Here is a 16,534-nt window from a genome sequence, read left to right on the forward strand (position 1 = left end):
CATGGAAAATAATCAGCCGATCATCGTCAAGCGCGTCAAGCGCATTGCCGCCGGGCACCACGGCGGGGCGTGGAAAATCGCCTTCGCCGACTTTGCCACGGCGATGATGGCGTTCTTCCTCGTGCTGTGGCTGCTGTCCACCGCTACGCCGGAACAGAAGATCGCCATCGCCGGTTATTTCAAGGACCCGGTCGGCTTCTCCGAAAGCGGCACGCCGTACATCATCGACTTGGGTGGCACGCCGACCCTGGCGCCGGAAAACACTCTCAACCCGGAAGTGAAGTCGCAACCGCAACCGGACAAGGTCACGGTCGACACCGATCAGGTTGAAGGCATGGCCGAGCAGGTCGAGAAGGAGCGTCTCGAACTGCTCCTGCAAGAACTGCAGAACAAGGTCGACGAGAACCCGCAACTGCAGAAGTTCAAGGATCAGATCCTCTTCGAAATCACCCCGAACGGCTTGCGCATCCAGATCATGGACGCCGAGAACCGGCCGATGTTCGACTCAGGTTCCGCACGCCTGAAACCGTACTTCGAAGACATCCTGCTGGCCATGGCCGACACCATCAAAGCGGTGCCGAACAAGATCAGCATCAGCGGCCACACCGACGCCAAGCCGTACATTGGCACTGGCGACTACGGCAACTGGGAGCTCTCGGCCAACCGCGCCAACGCGGCTCGCCGTGCCTTGGTCGCGGGCAGCTATCCGGATGCGCAGGTGGCGCGGGTGGTCGGTTATGCCTCATCGGCGTTGTTCGATCGGGAAAATCCGTTCAACCCGGTCAACCGCCGGATCGATATTGTCGTGCTGACCAAGAAAGCCCAGGCCGCCATCGAAGGTGCGCAGGGGCCTGAGGCAGCGAAACCGGCGGATCAGGGGCAGAACGGTGCTGCTCCGGCAGCCCCGGTTGATCCGAATGCGTTGCCGGCGGACAAACAGCCAGTGCCGGCTCACGAGTTGCGCGAGCGGTTGAATCTGTTTGACGATGCGGCGCCGAAACCGGCTGAGCCGGGTGGGGCGGCGCCTGCGCCGAAGCAGTGAGTTAAAAAAAGCCGACAGTGATGTCGGCTTTTTTGTGGCTATCACAGGCCGGCACAGTCTCAGAATCCCCGACGAATCCGGTTCTTCAGCTGTTCATGAAACATCTCTGCATCGCGCTTGTACGCCCCTTTCACCGAGTCGCTGAACGAGTCCAGGGTTATCGAGCGCTGGTTCGACACCTCATCCCGATACGCATCGATGAAGAAATCCAGATCGCTGGCCGTGCTCAGCTTCGGCCATTTGTCCAGATAGATCGGCAATTGCGCCGGCCCGGTCTTGAACGTACAGATCCGCCGATTGCTGATCGTCGCCTCGCCAATTTCGAAAGGCACCCACCACGACAGTGCTGTTGTCTCCGACACCACCGCCAGCAGATGCGTGCACTCGGTGATGTTGCGGGTAATGACCCCGGTGATGTCATCGGTGGTCTGCGATTCCGGATCCAGCACGTCGAGGTAAGTCCTGATCTTCGCCTGGGTCAGACGGGTATTGATGGCAATCGCATGAGCGCGATCCATATGGCGGTAGCTGATAAAGACTGGCATCAGAAATGTCCTTTGAGGGCGAGTTCGCGGTAATAGGCGCCGAGTGCCGTCAGGCGGCAGCCGGTGGAGTTGAGGGCGGCGTAGTACATGTGCTCGGCGTCGACCGGCTCGATCAGGCTGTGGCGGTTGCACTTCTGCAACTGGGCGAAGACCTCGCCGTGCTCAGGCACGAACGCCTTTTCGGTGGGCTCATGGCTGGGGTCGAGCGGGTAGACCGATTCGGCTTCGGCGAACCAGTCCGGCAATTTGCGCAGGATCTCCTTGGGGATCAGCGGCGAGACTTCGCGCAGGGAAATGAACTGCGACACATTGGTCTTGAACACCGGACGCTGTTCCCAGGCGCCGAGGGCGTTGTCGACAAAGGAATACAGACTGCCGGGGGTGATTTTGCCGAGGATATTCGCCGCGCCGCCGTGCAGCGCTTGCAGGAGCAGGCCGGTGAACACGCCGTGCTGCGCGCCCTCCATTGCCGGCTCGGCTTTTTTGCAGGCGGTGAGGATCGTCATACCCTCGCTGACCATGCTGCTCTCGCTGCGCAAGGCGCGCACTTCGCCGGCCGAACCGCTCTCGCAGCAGTCGAGGATGATCACTTTGTTTTTGATCCGCGTGGCTTTGTCCGCCCAGTTGAGGATGTCGCTGATGCGGATGCCGTCCTTGGCGTTGCGGTAGTCCTGCGCGATCAACATGCCTTCGTCAGTGTCGGCGTCGAAACCGCCATGGCCGGCGAAATACAGCAGAGCCACGTTGCAGTCCCCGGAAAACAACTCGCGGATCTGGTCTTCGAGTTTTTGCCGGCTCAAATAATCCTCGGCGGACGTCAACACGACATTCTTGAAGTTGGGGTCGCCGTTGGCATTGGTTTTCAGCACCGAAGCCATGGCCATGGCGTCGTTGCAACAGCCGCTCAGGCCGCCGATATGCGTGTAATCGTTGATGCCGATGAACAGTGCCTTGCGCATGCTTATACCACCGTGTGCAGGCGGATCGCGCCGACGATGCTGTGGGCACTGCACGCGTGGATGTAGCGAGACGAATGGCGGATGAATAAAACACAGGTTGGCATGGCTTTCCTCGAAGGTCGCTGTGAGCGAAGGAGGAAAGGAATGTAGGCCGCTGGCAGAGACCTACAAGGGCTGCGCGGCAAAACAGAAAAGTCCTGCAAGCAGCCGCGCAAAAGCCTACGGCAGAGGCTTATGTTTAAGTGGGGGAGAACTGATTCAGATGCGGTCCGACAACCGGCAGCCCGTGGTGCGGGGCTGCCGGCGCGACTGTTTAATAACCGTTTTCGGGCAGGCTGGCGATGATCGAGCGATAGCTGTTCATCCGTTGCTGCTGGATGCGCCCATCTTCCAGCGCCTTGAGCAGCGCGCAACCCGGTTCGCGGTCGTGCTTGCAGTCGCGGAAACGGCAAGTGCCGAGCAGGTCATCGAACTCGATGAAACCGGCTTCGACATCGGCGCGGCTGACGTGGCCCAGACCGAATTCACGGATGCCCGGGGAGTCGATCAGTTCGCCGCCGCCAGGGAAGTGGAACAGGCGCGCGGTGGTGGTGGTGTGCGTGCCCTGACCGGACAATTCCGACAACGGCCCGACGCGGGTTTCGACTTCCGGCAGCAGGCTGTTGACCAGCGACGACTTGCCGACGCCGGACTGGCCTACGAACACGCTGATGCGCCCGTCGAGCTGCTTTTGCAGTTGCTCCATGCCGTCGCCGTGGTGGGCCGAGACTTCCAGCACCGGATAACCCAGCGTGCGGTACACCGCCAGCAACGCGTTCAGCGCCGGGGCGTTCTGCTCGTCGATCAGGTCGAATTTGTTCAGCAGCAGAAGCGGGCGGATACCGGCATGTTCGGCGGCGACCAGATAGCGGTCGATCAGGTTGGCGTGAGGCTCGGGCAGCGGCGCGAAAACGATGACGATCATGTCGACGTTGGCGGCAACCGGCTTGAGCTGGCCACGACTGTCGGGGCGGCACAGTTCGGTGCTGCGCGGCAGTTGCGCGACGATCACGCCAATGCCTTGGTTGCCGGCGCGCCAGACCACTTTGTCGCCAGTGACCAGCGCTGGCAGGTTGGCGCGCAAGTGGCAACGGAACACTTGACCGGCGAGTTCGCCGTCGACGGCTTCGACTTCGACCTGCACGCCGAAGTGGGCGATCACCAGGCCGTGTTGCTCTGGGCCAAGGTCGCCGCCCTCGAGGGCTTCGACCGCCGAGGACTCGCGTTTGGCGGCGCGTGCGGCGCGCTCGCCCTGGATCTTTTCGATGCGCCAGTTTTGACGACGATTGAGTTGGCGTTTGGCCATGGGTGTTCCGTCTGAAGAATGCAGCGATTAGGTAAAACGGCCGCGAGTTTAGCACGCCCGGCCATCGGCCTAGGCTAAACTGCGCAGCATTGCCTAGGAGCCCGAATATGCAAAACCCGCAGAACCTGATCTGGATCGACCTGGAAATGACCGGTCTGGACCCGGACAACGATGTCATCATCGAAATGGCCACTATCGTTACCGACAGTGAGCTGAACACATTGGCTGAAGGTCCGGTGATTGCCATCCACCATAGCGACGAAGTGCTCGCGCGCATGGACGAGTGGAATACCCGCACCCACGGCAACTCCGGTCTGACCCAGCGTGTGCGCGACAGCCGCATCAGCATGGCTGAGGCAGAAGCTGAGACCATCGCCTTTCTGGAAAAGTGGGTGCCGAAGGGCAAGTCGCCGATCTGCGGCAATAGCATCTGCCAGGATCGTCGCTTCCTTTATACCCACATGAAGGCGCTGGAAAGCTACTTCCACTATCGCAACCTCGACGTCTCCACGCTCAAGGAACTGGCCGCGCGCTGGGCTCCGGATGTGCGCGACAGCTTCAAGAAGGGCAGCACGCACCTGGCGCTGGACGACATTCGCGAATCGATCGCCGAGTTGCAGCATTACCGCAAGCACTTCATCAAGTTCTGAGGGAGCGGCTTTCCGCCTTCGCGAGCCTGCTCGCGAGAGGCGCGCCCTCTTCTGGTGCGGCGCCGAAATGGCTAGACTGCGCGCCTTCCTGCCTGGACTGCCATCATGTTGCTGATGCTCTATCTGATCGCCATTACCGCCGAAGCCATGACTGGCGCGCTGTCCGCCGGACGACGAGGCATGGACTGGTTCGGCGTGGTGCTGATCGCCTGCATCACCGCGCTCGGTGGCGGTTCGGTGCGCGACGTGTTGCTCGGGCACTACCCGCTGACCTGGGTCAAACATCCGGAATATCTGGTGCTGACCTCGGTGGCAGCGATGTTCACCGTATTCGCTGCGCGCTGGATGCGCCACCTGCGCTCGCTGTTTCTGGTGCTCGACGCGGTGGGGCTGGTGGCATTTACCTTGATCGGTTGCATGACAGCGCTGGAAATGGGCCACGGCATGCTGGTGGCCTCGGTCAGCGGCGTCATCACCGGTGTGTTCGGCGGCATCCTGCGCGACATTTTCTGCAATGACATTCCGCTGATATTTCGCCGCGAACTTTATGCCAGTGTTTCATTCGCTGCGGCATGGTGCTACATGTTTTGTCTCTATATAAATGTGCCGGGCGAACAAGCCATTCTGATCACTTTATTTGGCGGGTTCCTGTTACGTCTGCTGGCCATCCGTTTCCATTGGGAAATGCCGAAGTTCGTCTATAACGACGAACATTGATCATTCTTGCGTTGGTGTATTGGAGGCTGGTTTAAAGGCAAATGAGTTGCCGGCGGCTGGTGCGCGCATATTTCTTACACTTTTCACTTTGATATTTTCTCGGTGGGTATGTAACTTTTTTTGCTGACATGTTTTCGATGTCACTATCAAGTTATATTCTCACGGAGGAACTGTATTATGAGTGAAAGCATGGACGCTACAGGTAATCAACAAAGCACTTCGCCCGTTCTTGTGGGGTTGTCCAGTCTGAAGGTCAAGTTTGACGCCAGTGATAACACTCAAAGCAGGGCACTTTTTGCTAATGGCCGGATGCAAGTCAAAGTTCAGGTGCTGGTTGCCGGAGTAGACGCCGACGGCAACGCTGTGCATGTACCGGAAGATGTAATGGAAAGCATCCAGCTTATTCATTACGCGACCGGCAAGACCTTGCGCGATGGTTGGGTCGCGAGCGCAGTCCAAGGGCGGTTTACGCGTGAGGCACGGCCTGCACCGGATGCCTTGGACAGGCACGATGATGATCTTGAGAATGACAGCGTACATCCACAGGTGCGTACGTTCTGGGTTTCCTCGTCGAGCGCCGGAACGACTGAGGTCGGTGCGCGCCTGTCTCTCAACGGGGAGAGGATTTTGAGCAACGGAACCACCCCTGTCAGTGTTCATTACAGCAGCGTGACTCTGGAGGCTGAAAAGCCTGCGACATATGGAGTCTTTCAGTTGTATCAGAACAGGATTGGTAATGAGTCGCCTGGTAATCGTATCTGGAAGTACCATCTGGGGCTGTACCCGGACGGGAAGCAAATCCGCCTGGTCGATTGGATGGTCGAGGGGGCTGAAGAGGGCGAAAACCTCGATTTTGCGGGCGGGAACAGGCTTAACGAAATCAAAACCAATTATATGAAGTGCATTTTCGTCCGTCCCGAAAAAACCAGTGTGACCGTCACCTTGCCTGATAGGGGTGATCCGTTTGTATATGCTTTCACCGGCGATGCGCAAACATGGAATCACAAGCATTACAAAGTAAATACGCAAAGCGACGGAGAACTCACTATTGTGCAGGCGTTATCCGAATACTCGGAAAATACCGGTGCGCAAAAATATGGAAGTGTCCTCTACTTTATCGCTATCGATGAATATGGTACCGGGCATAAGTTGGCGATTCGCGTGAGTTTTTATGAGCGCAATTTGTCTCTTCAGCGAGGCTGAGTTTCATCATCCATTGATGCAATGTCTTGGGATGTAGTAGCTGTATATGCGTTTGGCATCGCGGCTGCAGATAAGCTGCCATGTTCGATGATCAGGCATATGCACGAAAGTGCTTTATCTGATGTCTTGCGCTGGCCCCGCAGCGATGTGTGGCCAGCGTCACCACTCCTCAAGGATGAGCATTCATGACTGGCAAACCGCCGAAAATCAAACCTGTATCTGCCCCAACCAGACCCATCGAGTCCAGCGGGTATGGCCTGCCCCGGGCTCTGAACCCGTCTTCGACAATGCCGCATTCGACTGTTGCACATCATCAGGGACCCTTGCCTTCGCCATCTTCTTCAGATTCGCTTGCAGTGTTGCCTGTCATCAGTGTGAGCACGAGGCCGAAATATTCCACGATCGACGAGTTCGCAAGTGTGTCCGCAAGGAATTCGCTGGAGAACTACTGGATACCCACGCAAGAGCGTCTCGACGAGACCGATGCATGGGGCATCGCAATCATGAAGCAGCGTCAGTATGTTGCCGTCGCTGACAATCACATCGTACAAGTGGTCCGAGACCCCGAGAGCGGCCTGTTTCGCGCCACACATGCCAGAGAACTGCATCCTTCCGGTCCGCTGTTGAGGCCTGACAGCGAGGGCCGTTTGTGGCATCCGCTGGATGATCCTGAGTCGGCCAATCCAGTTGCAACTGTCTTTACCGGACGAAATCGCACGACAGAGCTTCCCGGCACGGAGTATTCAATAAAGGATTTCCCTCCACTGATGACCCAACGCATATTTGCCGTGAGCGGCGTCGACGCGATGATGGCGCACAGGTCCGACATTCATCCCGCTTCGCTGGCATTGCTGCAGGACACAGCGAGACGCTTCGCCCTCGATCAAAAGATCCGCCAGTTCATCACCCAAGTGCAACATTCCGATCCGACCGTGCGTGCGCAGGCCGATTCACAACTGCAGGCTTTGTTAACGCTACAGGCAACTGATCTGAGCGAGCGCGTTATCGAACAGTCCCGCGCTTTGCTCTTTGAGCAGAGCGAGCGGGCGTTCGAACTCGATTGCGATGACAACACATTGCAGATGCGACGGATTTTTCCTCATCTGCCCAAGACGATTGCTCAGGCATTGTGGCGAGAGGCCAGTGCCGCCGACCATAGGCATTTGCGCCTGCGGCCGGGAATGCCGAGGCACATGGCAGAAAAAACGCTGGTGGCGCTACGCGAGGTGCGTCTCGCCAGGGCGTGCGAAGGAATCTATCTGGATGCGGTAGCCAGTCTGGACAGTGACCAACTGGCTTTGCAGATGCTCGGGCAGCTTGATCAGTGGCCGCGACAGATTCGTATCGAGATTCGTCTGCAAGCGTCAGAGGGTGAGTCATTGAGTGCTATTGGCGATGCTCGATCGCCAGTGCGTCACATATTGATTCGTCAGCATGAAGGCTACGTTATCCAACGCAGCGGCATCGCGTCCCCCCAGGATCGGATGGATCTGTATGCCGCCGTCTGGCGCCTTTTACTGCCCGGGCAGCGCCAGTTGCTCGGTGTAGCGCAGGGCGGTGGTGCGGCGCTGCGGCAACTGGTACGCGCACAGCCATTGCCGTCGCGCCAACGCGTGAGCGAATTGTTGGGACTGGCACCGGTGCAGGTAACGGCTGTTCCGGCCAGCGCCCAATACGCGCAAGCGGGGCTGCGAGGCGGCGGCGATGTCAACCCGATGTTGACAGGATCCGTTGTGGAACGTGTCCGTAGCCTCTATCCGCAACTTGATGACAAGGAGTTGGCCGCGTTCGTTTCCGAGCGCCTGGGATCTGAGCCGTCCACAGTTTTAGCGCGCCTGGAGACAGACCTCGCAATATTGCGCAATGAATTGGCGATCTGGAGTGCGGAAGGATTATCGACCCAAGCGGACTCTTCGCAGGACGCAATGCAGATCGCAGAACAGCGCCCGGCTCGCGAGCAATTTAGCGCAAAACTGCAAGATATCTGGCGACGCAAGTCGGTTTCGAGATGGGGTTACGGTGACTATCATTTTTCCCATCATGTCGATTTTACTGGTGAGTTACCAAGATTATCCGCCAGGTTCGACTATGTAACAGAGTTGATATTGACTGTGGAAACGCCAGGCGCACGCATCGGCGCTTTTTTTGACAGTTTTCCCAATGTTCAATATTTGATGGTCACTGGCATAAAAATGGAGGACTTCCCGTCAGGGATATTCCAAATGCGCCAGTTGCGTCAACTGGTGCTGGACGATTGCTCGCTTGAATTATCTGAAGCGACGGCTGAAGGTGTGTCCAGGATCGAGACGCTCACTTTGTTGAATCTGGCCAACAACCCTCTGACAGTTGCTCCGCATGTAGGCTTCATGACAGGTTTGACCGAGTTGATGTTATATAACGCCAATCTCTCCAGCCTTCCTTCCGGTATAGACAGGCTCGGAGATCTTCGGGTCATGGCGTTACAGGATAATAATATCTCAGACGTAGGGGGCGATCTGTTCGATATTCCGGATACTCAAGATCTATATGTTGGTTTATTGAACAATCCGCTGAGTGACGAGTCGATGCGGCGGATTAATCAATATCTTGAAAATTCCAGTATGGACCGGAAAGTGGAAATCCAAACGGAAGAAACAGTTTCAGACGTTGATTCCGATAGTGAGTCATCGGAGAGCGGATTTTCGACAGGTCCAGATAGCGACTGAGTGTTGTCGAAAGTAACGGATCGATCACGCTGCCAACATGATTTGGCAAACATAAGCTACTCGCTGACTCCCCTTCCGGTTCGGGTTGATTGAATTCGGAAGGGGTGACAGGCCATCGTGGGCCAGAATCAAAGGGGCGAAAGGCTTAGTGTTGAATCTCGTAACATGCAGATCGCATTTTTTGAAGTTATTAGCATCTGTGTGAATTATTAAAGATAATGTTGAAAGTTTGCTTTTTCACAAAATGTCAAATGTCGCGGCTGTTTATATTTAAATTCGACGTTAATACTTTGCCGAGCCCTTGAGGGGCGAAATATATTAATCGGCTGAGGTGTTATCAAATGTTTGATGAGGAAGTTGGTATTTCCCGTATCGAGGTAAAACTCGACGCCACAAATCATGGTCAGCACAAAGTGCTTTATGCCAACGGTCGCATGCAGGTGCGTGTATTGGTGCTTCTGCACGGTATCGATAACAATGGCGACGGCGTATCGCTGCATGGACATCCTGCATTGCCGTCATTGCGGCTGATTGCCTACAACGGTGCTCGGCCTCTGGAGGGAGACTGGAGTGTTTCGATTCAGGAAAATCGTTACGCTCACGAAATGTCGGGTGGTGCAACGCGCCTGACAGAACTCCCTCGGGTCAGTGACAACCAGATAAGCAACGCCGCAGATCCGGTACAGATTTTCCAGTTCTGGGTCTCGGCTTCCCGACCTGGAATTATGGAAGTGGCTGCCGAGATCTCTTTGAATGGCGTGGTATTGCGAAGTAATGGGGTTGGTTTCGACAGCAGTGTCACGCTGGAGGCGATTCCTCCGAAAGAGTACTCGCTGAGCAGCTTTTCATTGAGCAAGTATGATGAGAAACGGCAGAGGGGTCGATACGATTCGATTCAGCATTATCATATTGCCCTGCGCGCTGACGGCCGGCAGATTCACCTCCTTGACTGGTACAGCAGTGAGGTGAAACTTGATCCTTATGATTCCGAAGAGGCGGTGCAAGTCTATGTGTCCGGTAATATCCCCGGAATACAAGGTAGTCGCAAAGTTTTTTATGGCTATATGGCACCGATATATGGCGTGCAAGCAACATTCCGCAGTCCCCTGAGCTACGTTACCGTCCCTATCAATAAGGTGCCTGGGCAATTAACCCTTGTTCAGTATCTTTCCGCTGACCCGCAAGCAGCACGGGAAAATGAAAGCGCATTCGAGTTTGCCGTGTTCGATGAGTTCGGTACGGAGCACCGCCTTTGTATCGATGGTGATAAAGAGCGGCTCACTTTTATTCTGGATCAATCCAGGCGGTCAATGAAGCAGCTTAGCTGACTTCGTTGTGTGGTCGGCGCTTTTTGCTGGCCAGTTTTAACTGCTCAACCTAAGTCTGGAAATAAAAGGACGGTTTACCAATGGAAAGTAATTTCTCTCCCTCTGTTCATTCAAACGCTTTCAACTTTGGTGAATTTGTTTCAGGAGGAGTTGATCCCCGCACGGGCATGTACACTTGCGCATTTTCGCTTGGCAAGTTGCACTCGGCGGATCTCAATGGTCCGGAGCTTGCACTTTCAGTGGGCTTTAATCCGCTCAATCAGGCGGATAGTGGTTTCGGCGTTGGCTGGTCTTTGACACTGACCAATTATGACTTGCGCAGCAAAGTGATGACCTTGTCCAACGGTGAGCGCTACAAGGCTGTCGAGACGTCTACCGGCCTTAAGTTCAAGGAAATGAAACTGCAAACGGCGAAAGTGTCAGTCGCTGGAGCAGGACGCTATGAAGTTCGATACAAGGATGGCCGGCGTGAACTGCTCAAAGTCCTGGCCGGCACTCAGGTCGCCGTCGCGGAAAAAATAATAGCGGCGAACGGTGTGAGCATTACCCTGAAGCATGAGTTGTTCAACCAGTTTCCCCGATTGGCCGAAGTCCGTGATGCCAAGCGCTGCCTGTTGAAAATCACCCGCGCGGCAGGTCAGGTGACGCTGTCCCGGCATCCCGATACTACTTCCAGTTCCAACTACAAGCTGATCTTGAAAAACTCTCGAGTGACGGCCATCGAGCTGCCGGTTGGTAAGGGTTGGGACCTTGAGTATGAAGTCATCGCTGGAGCCAGCTATGTTCATCGCATCGTCAATCCGCTGCGCGGGGTCGAAATCATTCGCTACAAGCGGCACGGCCACCGCTTCATCAGCGGTGTGGAACGGACACTGCCGTTTGTGATTGCTCACGATGTCTACCCAGGGCGCGGCCAGCCCCGACTTTGCAAGACCTACACGTACTCCGACCATAACTTCCTTGGGCAGGGCCTCCTTCCTGCCAAGGATAGTGACCTGGATCCTCTCTATCTTGCGCCCGGCCACTACGTCTACACCTCGGACGAGCACTTGCTGGTCAGCGGCAAAGTACATACCCGCATCAAACGCACCTACAACAAATTCCATCTGTTGGTGGCTGAGGTTACAACCTGTGGTGACGCTCAGATCGCCACCACCACGGAGTATCACTGTTCCGTTACCAAGCCATTCAGTGAGCAGGTGGCTCAGTTCCGCATGCCTAAAGTCCACACGGTGACGTACCTCGATCGGCGTACTCAACAGCAGCGTGTGGAAACCACCGTCACGGAGTTCGATGACGAAGGTAACTTGCTCAAGCAGGTCGAGCCCACAGGGGTGACGACGACCACGGAATTTTATCCGGCCAGTGGTGGAGATAACTGCCCAGAGGATCCGCTGGGCTTTTCCAGATTCCCGAAAAAAAGGACGGTGACTGCTGCCGCATCCGATGGTGCTTCGACAGTCACCTACTACGACTACGCGCTGCATCCGGCGCTGGACGGTGCGGAACTGGCATCCGTGTTACCGGTCGAGGAGCGTTTTTGTGAAGTGTTGGAAGGCGTTGAGGTATTGCGTTCGAAAACCGCACGCAGTTATTTGAATACGCCCGAGGATCCACTCAAGCATGGAGCCACGAAAGAGCAGAGTGTCATCCTGAATGAAAAAAAAACCGCTATCGAATTTTCCTATGAGCTTGAGGGTGACAGTTTGCGAGTCAGGTCCAGCACGCGCGGATTTGACGGCACGCTGCAGACCAGTGAGAAAGTGCTGTCGACGCTGACCGGATTACAGGTCTCTGAAGTCGGTGTCGATGGCGAGCACATCGAGCATGAGTACGACGCAATCGGTCGGGCAGTGGGCAAAACGGTTGCTGGCGGCACCCCATATGCGGCCGTTACCCGGTGGACCTATCTGGCTGCCAGCAAACAGCATCCGGCGACAATGGTGACCACGGATCCTGCTGGCGGCGAGCAAAAAGTGACTTATGACGGGATGGAACGGGTGATCACCGTTCAGGAAAAGGACTGCGACCATCCCGACAAGGACGGTCTGATTCAGACACGCACGCTTTATTCTGCGCTGCATGATTCGGTCGGCCACAAGGTCAAAGTGACGCTGACTGATTGGCGTGATGGCAAGCCTTATCCAGTCAGCACCGGCTACGAATTCGATTCCTGGGGCCAGGTCAGCAAAACGCTGCACGATGATGGGCGGATCGAACACAGCGAGGCGGACCCGGTTCTTCGCCGGCAGACCCATTGGCTCCAGGGGATGGGCAAGACGTTCACCCTCGTCAATGATTTCGGTAAACCGCTGAGTGTCGAGAGCTTCAATCTGAAGAACAAAAGTCTCGGCAAAACCGTGTACACCTATGACGGCTACGGGCGCACAACCAGTCAGACAGACCCTGTCGGCAATACCAGCCGATATGAGTACGACGTTTTTGACCGGATAACCCGCAGTGTCCTGCCCGACGCCACTGCGGTCGTGACCGACTACGCCGGGCATAGTGATGAAGGTCTGCCGATCAACATCAAGGTCGCTGACAAAGTGTTGGGGCAGCAAACTTATGACGGTCTGGGTCGCTTGATCCGAAGTACCGTTGGCGGACGTAAGTCCGAGGCTGGTTATGAAGCGGGCTTCACCCAGCCGCAGTGGTACAGGAGTGCTGATGGCAAAAAAACCGAATTCACTTATTTGCGGGAACTGGGCGGCCTGCTGACTGAGCGCAAGGCAGGGGATCTGGTCACGACCATGACGTATGACCCCCTCAGTGGCAATCCCTTGACCTGTACCGAAAACGGCAGAGAGCGCAATTTCGCCTATCACCCCTCCGGGCGTGTGAAAACCGAAACGATGACCCTCGGCGCTATCACCAAAGCAACCTCCAGTAGCTGGTCCCTGCAGGGGCGACCGATCAACCATGTCAATGTGCTCGGAGTCGAAAGCACATCCGAATACGATAAGCACGGCCGCCTGCTATCCACCTCTCAAGGCTCGCTTAAAACCGAATTCCACTACAACGCGCAGACGGGGATGCTGGACTGGACGCAAACCGAAGAAACGTCCATCAAGCGTCAAATGATCACCCGGTTTGCCTATGACGATATCGGGCGTGAAACCCGCCGCACATTCGAGACTCAAGGGCAGCCAGACCAGACCCTGGAATCGACTTACACGCTGGCTGGCAAATTGGCGCAGAAAGTGTCCAGACGTGGCACTCAAGTGTTACGTGATGAACAGTTCACCTACGATGTGCGCGGGCGCTTGATCCAGTACGACTGTGCCGGCACGCAAAAGCCGCGCGATCCGTATGGCAAGGAAATTATCCGCCAGACATTCACCTTCGATGCATTGGATAACATCCTCACCGTGCAGACGAAGTTCCCGCTGGGGGTGAATCTGACCACCTTCAGTTACGACAATCCTGATCCTGCACAGCTCAGCGCCGTCAAACATTCCCACGTCGACTATCCCTCGGCAGTGACGCTGGAATACGACGCCAACGGCAGGATGATCAAGGACGACCAGGCGCGAACGCTGGCCTATGACGCGTTCGGACGTCTCGAGCAGTTGTCCAGCGCAGGGGGATCAGTGATTCGTGGCTACCATTACGACGGTTTCGATGATCTGGTGGAGCTGTCGCAAGCCGAAAAAACAATTGTGCAGCGTTACTACTACGCAGGCCGGGTTGCCAACGAGGTGCGTGGTGAAAGTTCAACCAGTGTTGTGCGTCACGGTGGAGCGCTCGTGGGGCAACAGCAATCGGGGTTGAACCCCGACGCGCAGCTATACGCCACCGATCAGCAGCAAAGTGTGCTGGCAACGCTGGGCAAGGAGCAGCTCACCGATTGCGCCTACAGCCCTTATGGGCATCGTCCCGCCGAAGGTGGATTGTTCAGCGTGGCAGGGTTCAACGGCGAACAGCTGGATCCGGTTACCGGGCTGTATCTGCTGGGCAACGGTTACAGGGCTTATAGTCCGACACTGATGCGCTTTCTCGCCCCCGACAGCATGAGTCCATTTGGCGCGGGCGGATTGAATGCCTACAGTTATTGCCTGGGCGACCCTGTCAATCGTGTCGACCCTACCGGGCATATCTCCTGGCAATCGATCCTGGGCATCGGCCTCAGTGTTCTCGGAATTGTTGCCAGCGTGGTGACGATGGGCGCGGCGACGCCATGGGCAGTGGCGGCATTGGGGCTGGCGGTTGCTTCAGGCCTGGCGGGTATTGCCAGCGAGGTGGTCAATGAACTCGCACCGGGTTCTCAAGCGGGCGAGATATTGGGCTGGATCAGTTTTGGTCTTGGGCTGGCTTCGGTGGGGGCAGGGCTGGCAGCTGGTGCCAAAGCGGGCATCAATGCTGGCAGGAAACTGGCTGGCGCCTTCAAGCAGGGCCTGAGTAGTAAAGGCTCCAAGGCAGCGGGTCAAGAGATGGCCCGAGGCATGATCAAGGGTAAGGGAAACAAGGCGGCGGCCAAGGCGAAGGCGAAGGCCAGCGCGGCCGTTCAGGAAGAGGCCGAGAAACCATGGTCACTCGTCAGGGTCGACCCCAAAAAGAACATCCTTGAGAAAGAGGGCCTTACCGGCTTGCTTGAAAAGGCCGAAACCTTCATGCAGCACATTGAGGCGGGTAACTCCCCGACGTCCTCTGCAGCGCTGATTCATGCCAAATACACGCCGATGCATGGTCCATCCGGCTCAGCATCAAAGCCGATGCATCTCTATCTGTCGCAAGGAGACCGAATATATATGACCGAAAACGCCAAGGAGCGGATCGCGGTCATCAACCAGCTGGGTGGTCATTTAAAGGAAAAAAAGTAAGTCGGAGCACGCAACGAAACGATACAAGGCGAAAGCAGGAACACTCAAGGTCCGGCTACGATTTGAACAGTGCGCTTGCCGGTTTTGCGAGCGCGCGGTGGGCGTGCTGTTCCAGTGCCCACTCGACATGTTCCCTGACCAACTCTGACGGATAATCACGTCGCGCCTTCAACGCTTCCAGCACAGGAATCGATGAAGGCGCATTCCCCAGCCCCACCGCCAGATTGCGTAACCAGCGCTCGTACCCGGCACGCCGCAACGGTGAACCTTCGGTGCTGTTCAAGAACTTTTCTTCATCCCACATGAACAGTTCAGCCAGCTCGGCATTATCGAGATTGTGCCGTGGTTTGAAATCGCTTTCTCCAGTCGGCCGGGCGAAGCGGTTCCATGGGCAGACGATCTGGCAGTCATCGCAGCCAAATACCCGATTGCCTATCAATGGCCGCAATTCTTCGGGAATCGCGGTTTTCAGCTCAATGGTCAAATAGGAAATGCAGCGCCGGGCGTCCAGCACGTACGGGCCGACAAAGGCGTTGGTCGGGCAGATATCCAGGCATGCGGTGCAACGCCCGCAATGTTCAGTGCTGTGCGGTTCGTCCACCGGTAGCGGCAGGTCGACGAACAGTTCGCTCAGGAAGAAATAACTGCCGGCCTTGCGGTTCAACACCAAGGTGTTTTTACCGATCCAGCCCAGTCCAGCCTGTTCGGCGATGGCTTTTTCCAGCACCGGTGCGCTGTCGACAAACGCACGAAAGCCGAACGGGCCGATCTCCGCCTGGATCTTGTCGGCCAATTGTTGAACACGTTTACGGATCAATTTGTGGTAATCGCGGCCCAAGGCATAACGCGACACGTAAGCCTTCTCCGGCTCAGCCAGGCGTTTGGCCATTTCGGTATCGCCTGGCAAGTAGTCCATGCGCAGGGAAACCACGCGCAACGTGCCCGGCACCAGCTCTTCCGGGTGCGAACGTTTGCTGCCATGGGTGCCCATGTAGTCCATGTCGCCGTGGTAGCCGGCCTCGAGCCAGCGCTGCAGATGCTGCTCGTGTTCGGCCAGGTCCAGACCGCTGATGCCGACTTGCTGGAAGCCCAGCTCGCGGCCCCAATCCTTGATCGATTGGGCGAGGGCGGGCAGGTCTGTGGTGATGGCGGACATGAGGCGAGAGAAACCGGAGCTGAGGTGCGTATAATTCTGCCAGACATCGGAGCCCGAAGAC

11 protein-coding genes are annotated in these 16,534 nt (G+C 56.5%); 7 read left to right on the forward strand and 4 right to left on the reverse strand.

What is annotated here, in order from left to right:
* Nucleotide 1: 1 nt before the first annotated feature.
* Nucleotides 2-1,042, forward strand: coding sequence for a flagellar motor protein MotB (motB, locus tag PSH90_RS02450; RefSeq protein WP_073471668.1), 1,041 nt, complete (start codon nucleotides 2-4; stop codon nucleotides 1,040-1,042).
* Between the two features lie 59 nt (nucleotides 1,043-1,101).
* Here the strand turns inward: motB and PSH90_RS02455 are convergent, their stop codons facing one another.
* From PSH90_RS02455 to rsgA, 3 genes are all read right to left on the reverse strand, one after another.
* Nucleotides 1,102-1,587 carry a toll/interleukin-1 receptor domain-containing protein gene (locus PSH90_RS02455; protein ID WP_122748035.1) on the reverse strand — a complete coding sequence of 162 codons (486 nt, stop codon included), beginning with the start codon at nucleotides 1,585-1,587 and terminating at the stop codon, nucleotides 1,102-1,104.
* Nucleotides 1,587-2,546 carry a caspase family protein gene (locus PSH90_RS02460; protein ID WP_056787534.1) on the reverse strand — a complete coding sequence of 320 codons (960 nt, stop codon included), beginning with the start codon at nucleotides 2,544-2,546 and terminating at the stop codon, nucleotides 1,587-1,589. The genes PSH90_RS02455 and PSH90_RS02460 overlap by 1 nt, the downstream gene beginning before the upstream one ends.
* Before the next feature lie 313 nt (nucleotides 2,547-2,859).
* Nucleotides 2,860-3,891 carry a small ribosomal subunit biogenesis GTPase RsgA gene (gene rsgA, locus PSH90_RS02465; RefSeq protein WP_024011360.1) on the reverse strand — a complete coding sequence of 344 codons (1,032 nt, stop codon included), beginning with the start codon at nucleotides 3,889-3,891 and terminating at the stop codon, nucleotides 2,860-2,862.
* Nucleotides 3,892-3,998: 107 nt separating this feature from the next.
* On the opposite strand from rsgA, the gene orn reads away from it, so the two are divergent.
* The 6 genes from orn to PSH90_RS02495 all read left to right on the forward strand — a co-directional run bounded on the left by orn (nucleotide 3,999) and on the right by PSH90_RS02495 (nucleotide 15,317).
* Nucleotides 3,999-4,541 (forward strand): oligoribonuclease, encoded by a 543-nt coding sequence (orn, locus tag PSH90_RS02470; protein WP_016771957.1) that lies wholly within the window; start codon nucleotides 3,999-4,001, stop codon nucleotides 4,539-4,541.
* A 102-nt stretch (nucleotides 4,542-4,643) separates the two neighbouring features.
* Nucleotides 4,644-5,258 carry a trimeric intracellular cation channel family protein gene (locus PSH90_RS02475; protein WP_177342722.1) on the forward strand — a complete coding sequence of 205 codons (615 nt, stop codon included), beginning with the start codon at nucleotides 4,644-4,646 and terminating at the stop codon, nucleotides 5,256-5,258.
* 177 nt (nucleotides 5,259-5,435) lie between these two features.
* A complete protein-coding gene (locus tag PSH90_RS02480; RefSeq protein WP_150741669.1) occupies nucleotides 5,436-6,461 on the forward strand; it encodes a hypothetical protein in 1,026 nt (341 codons plus the stop codon).
* A gap of 185 nt (nucleotides 6,462-6,646) precedes the next feature.
* Entirely contained in the window at nucleotides 6,647-9,166 is a 2,520-nt protein-coding gene (locus PSH90_RS02485) for a hypothetical protein (RefSeq protein ID WP_305382083.1), read from the forward strand.
* 341 nt (nucleotides 9,167-9,507) lie between these two features.
* A complete protein-coding gene (locus PSH90_RS02490) occupies nucleotides 9,508-10,494 on the forward strand; it encodes a hypothetical protein (protein ID WP_305382084.1) in 987 nt (328 codons plus the stop codon).
* An 80-nt stretch (nucleotides 10,495-10,574) separates the two neighbouring features.
* Nucleotides 10,575-15,317, forward strand: coding sequence for an RHS repeat domain-containing protein (locus PSH90_RS02495; RefSeq protein WP_305382085.1), 4,743 nt, complete (start codon nucleotides 10,575-10,577; stop codon nucleotides 15,315-15,317).
* A 55-nt stretch (nucleotides 15,318-15,372) separates the two neighbouring features.
* Here the strand turns inward: PSH90_RS02495 and queG are convergent, their stop codons facing one another.
* Nucleotides 15,373-16,473, reverse strand: coding sequence for a tRNA epoxyqueuosine(34) reductase QueG (gene queG / locus PSH90_RS02500; RefSeq protein ID WP_305382086.1), 1,101 nt, complete (start codon nucleotides 16,471-16,473; stop codon nucleotides 15,373-15,375).
* Nucleotides 16,474-16,534 lie beyond the last annotated feature (61 nt).

Origin of the sequence: Pseudomonas sp. FP1762, assembly GCF_030687105.1 — a bacterium.
Classification (GTDB): Bacteria; Pseudomonadota; Gammaproteobacteria; order Pseudomonadales; family Pseudomonadaceae; genus Aquipseudomonas; species Aquipseudomonas siliginis.